This is a genomic window from Nostoc sp. 2RC (assembly GCF_014222165.1).
GTDB classification, from domain to species: domain Bacteria; phylum Cyanobacteriota; class Cyanobacteriia; order Cyanobacteriales; family Nostocaceae; genus Nostoc; species Nostoc linckia.
This window is the reverse complement of record NZ_JACKZU010000527.1, coordinates 1-3,998: the sequence shown is the minus strand read 5'-3', so window position 1 is coordinate 3,998 and position 3,998 is coordinate 1. Positions and strand designations below refer to the sequence as shown.

At 42.4% G+C, this 3,998-nt stretch carries 2 protein-coding genes; both read right to left on the bottom strand.

Annotation, left to right across the window (positions count from 1 at the left end; translation table 11 throughout):
• Nucleotides 1-250: 250 nt before the first annotated feature.
• Nucleotides 251-1,279, bottom strand: coding sequence for an ABC transporter substrate-binding protein (locus GNE10_RS32595; protein ID WP_311774906.1), 1,029 nt, complete (start codon nucleotides 1,277-1,279; stop codon nucleotides 251-253).
• Nucleotides 1,280-1,534: 255 nt separating this feature from the next.
• Nucleotides 1,535-3,928 carry a TonB-dependent siderophore receptor gene (locus GNE10_RS32590; RefSeq protein ID WP_311774907.1) on the bottom strand — a complete coding sequence of 798 codons (2,394 nt, stop codon included), beginning with the start codon at nucleotides 3,926-3,928 and terminating at the stop codon, nucleotides 1,535-1,537.
• Between the last annotated feature and the right edge of the window lie 70 nt (nucleotides 3,929-3,998).

Sequence of the window (3,998 nt, the reverse complement as noted above, 5' to 3'; positions counted from 1 at the left end):
TTTACCTCTTCGTTTACCATTTTTTCTAATTTCAGTAGAGTTGCAGTATGGACATTGCACAGTAGATGACCTCAATTGATCCCTCTATTATGCAACGCCCAATTTTCCTTAGCATTAGTTATTGGGCATTGGGCATTGGGCATTGGGCATTAGAAAAGAGGCAGAGGTGCGGGGGCGGAGGGGAAAACTCTTCTCCCTTGCTCCCCTGCTCCCCTGCTTCCCCTGCTTCCCCTGCTCCCTGCTTCCCTCATCACTTAAACCTCTCTGGATATAAAGCCTCCGCTAACTGCCTCACCCCTGCGACATTCCTAATACCTGGCATCGTGTAACTAAAACCGATGACAATGAATTTATCTTGTTGCACTGCTTTTAACTGAGAGTAAGCAGGGTTAGATTTAAGTAATCGACGCTTCTCTTCGGCAGATGACCAGTTAGCATCAATGAGAACAATCACATCTGGTTGACGTGCAATTACATCTTCCCAATTAACTGTTACCCACGCTTTTTTTTCTTGGATATCTTTGAAGATATTTTCTCCACCGGCTAATTCAATAATATGATTGGGTATTCCCCAGTTAGAAACAGTTACGGGAGGATCTTCAGAATCATACCAAAAAATGCGCTTTTTGGTTGTCACTTTGCCTAGCTTTTGTTGGGTTGCTTGGAGTTGCGATCGCAGTTGCACAATTAACTTTTCTGCTCGTTGTTCTACTGCAAAAATCTGCCCGATTTCTCGGATCTCTTGATATAAATTCTCCATCGTCACGCGCTCAGGTCTAAGTTCTGGGCGATCGCATTCAATGGGCAACAAATAAGAAGAAATACCTAGTTTTAGCAACTCTGACTGCGATCCAAGTGCCTCTTTAGCAAAAGCACTTTCCTCAGTGGAGAAGACAAAATCCGGCTCAACTCCCAAAAAAACTTCCCGCGACGGGTACTTAGGCGCTAATACGCGAATTTGGGAATATGCTTGTTGATACTCTGGCAAAATCGGATTATCCAGGTAGGCTGTACCAACCATCTGCTTTTCTAAACCCAGCGCTAGCATGACCTCCGTCGCCGATTGCATCATGGTGACAGCGCGTTGTGGTGGTTGTTTGTAGGTAATCGTCGAATCACAGTTTTTAAGTGTAAATGGGGTATATGGTGTTCCATTAGAAGTAATATAAGTTGGGGCAGTGACATTTCCTGCACACCCTGAAACCATTCCCAGCATCAGCACTGCTAAGACTGCAACAAAGGGTTTAAATATCCACATCCGGCAATCTAATTTACTCACACAAAACCCTCTTCAAATCCTCTTAAGACAACAAAATCGTAACGAATTAACTTTAGAAACCAATACGGTTCAGTTAAGGGGTAATTGTACAAAATTGTGGGTTTTACCAGACGCGATAAATCGCCGTCTCTACAAGTGTTTTGGTCTTATCTGAACTGTATTGCTTTAGAAACCTCTGCGCTCCTCTGCGCTTTCCTTCTCTGCGAGACGCTTCGCGAATGCGTTCCTCTGCGTTAAAAAAAATTAACTCACAAATCAAAACTCCACTGACACTGTTCCCAACACCGTAAATGGTGGCGCAGGGTCAATACTATACCCATCAACCTCATAATATTTAACATTAGAAATATTCTTGAAGTTGACTGCAAATCGATAATTTTGCCGTCGATAAAAGATAGAAGCATCCGCTCGTAAATAACTTGGAAGTTGAAACGCATTCGGTAAATCCACCTCCTGCTCCCCAACAAAATACAATCCAGCACCAAATCCTAATCCCTGTAAACTACCACTTTGCAGTTCATAAGTTGTCCACAATCCAGCGCTATGTTCTGGGACACCAAATAATCTGTCTCCTACAGGAATCACATTATCTTTTGTCACTTCGCCATCAATGTAAGCATAGTTGACAATCACTTTCCAACCTGGTGATATTTCACCTGCAATATCTAATTCAATACCTCTACTGCGTTGTTCTCCCGTTTGGATACTAAATAAATCGTCTACTGGATCTGGTGTCAATACATTCTGCTTGGTAATTTGAAAGAATGCCAAAGTTGCAGAAAGTTTATTGTCAAGAAAATTCTGTTTCACCCCTATCTCAAATTGCTGGGTAGTTTGCGGTTCAAATTGTTCAGTTGTCCGACTTCTGGCTTGAAATTGAGGAGAAAAACCATTAGACCAATTGAAGTAAAGCGAAGTAGTATCGCTTGGTTGATATATAACTCCAACTCGCGGCGAAAATCGAGTATTTGATTGTTTATCGAGAATATCGCCACTCACACGGTCTTGACGACTGTAATCATTAAAGTCCAAGCGACCACCTAATAAAACTTTGAAATTAGGTGTAAGTTCAATTAAGTTCTGCGCGAATAAACCAACATTCTCAGAGACAATTTTTCGACCAAAGGGAGAACCACCTTCTACAGGAATAGGAGTTCCACCATATTGCGGGTTAAAAATATTTATTGGTAGTTCAAGGTCTGGGGCAAAAATGTAGTTAAATAAATTTCGGGCTAAATCTACTCCAAATAGCACATTATGGCGAATAGAACCAGTAGAAAACTTGCCAGAAATTTCGTTTTGGAGAGTGATATTTTCGTGTTCCTCATCAGAAGCGTAAAAAGAACGGTCTAATGTCTGACGATCTTCTCGCAAAGAACCAGGAGATACCTGTCTTGCGTCATTCAAATTAGCACTGAGGACATTAAATCCTTGGCGAAATTTCCAGTTGTCGTCAAATTCGTGTTCTAATCTATAGGTTAATGAGTTAAATGTCACTTCCCCATTAGCAAAGTTGGGTTCTCCTAAAAATCGATTGCGCCCAAGTTGGAGAACTTCTGGCTCAATGGGAAAACCATTATCAAAAACAAAGTTATATTTCTGGTGTTCGTATTCAAAGGTGAGTTTAGTGCGATCGCCTACTTTGATCTCTACCACAGGGGAGATAAAAAAGCTGTCATACTCGACAAAATCACGAAAACTGTCAGAACTTTCATAGGCGACGTTCAAACGATACAGCACTGATTTATCATCTGTCAGTGGGCCGCTAATATCTAAAGTCGGACGCAAAAAGTTATAACTTCCATAAGTTACACTCGCGTTGTAATAAGGCTCTACAAGCGGCTTTTTGGTAGTTGTGTTAATAACACCACTTCCACCTGCATACTGTGTTGGACTACCACCATAAAGTACCGCCGCCGGCCCTTTGAGAATTTCCAACCTCTCGATATTAGCCACATCTCGCGGACTGAAGTAACCATAATCGGGAAAGCCATTGCGTAAAGTTTCAAAGTTGGTGAGAAACCCACGCACCCGAAATCCTAATGAGGACAATCCCCCATATCCCCGTTCTGGTTGTACACCACTAACGTTATCCGCCAATTCCGAAAGACGCACAACATTTCGATCCTTAATCACCTGACGGGGAATGACTTGAATTGATTGGGGAATATCCCTGAGTTGTGCATCTGTCCTTGTTGCAGTGCTAGCATCGGGTACTGAATATGTATCGCTCTCCCCTGTCACTACTAGTTCAATCGGTGCATTTGCATCAGCTGATGGTTGAGTTGGCGGTGTTTCTTGTGACTCCTCCCCTTCCCCTCCCCTTACTAAGGGGAGGGGTGCCGTAGGCGGGGTGGGGTTTTGCGCTGTCGAGGATGTAACTGGCGTGACGACAAAAATTAAACCTGTATCGCCGTCATCTAACTCGACTTTTGGGATACCTCCCTCACCCGTTACCGTCACTCGGATACTATTTGTATCGACATTAGTAACTATTATTTCGCTAATTCCTGCAACAGGCTTGTCTTGACGGAAAGAACTATCACCTGTTAATTGCAGTTGAGCATTAGGGATATCTGCAATAAAGTTATTGTTTTCGTTCTTGATGGTTGTTTGTAACTTGTCAGATGTAGGAGTTTCTAAGAGGATGTTTGGAAAGTGTAAAAAAACTCCAGTAACGGTATTCTGTCAGTAGATAAAAATGCGACAGAGTTACTAG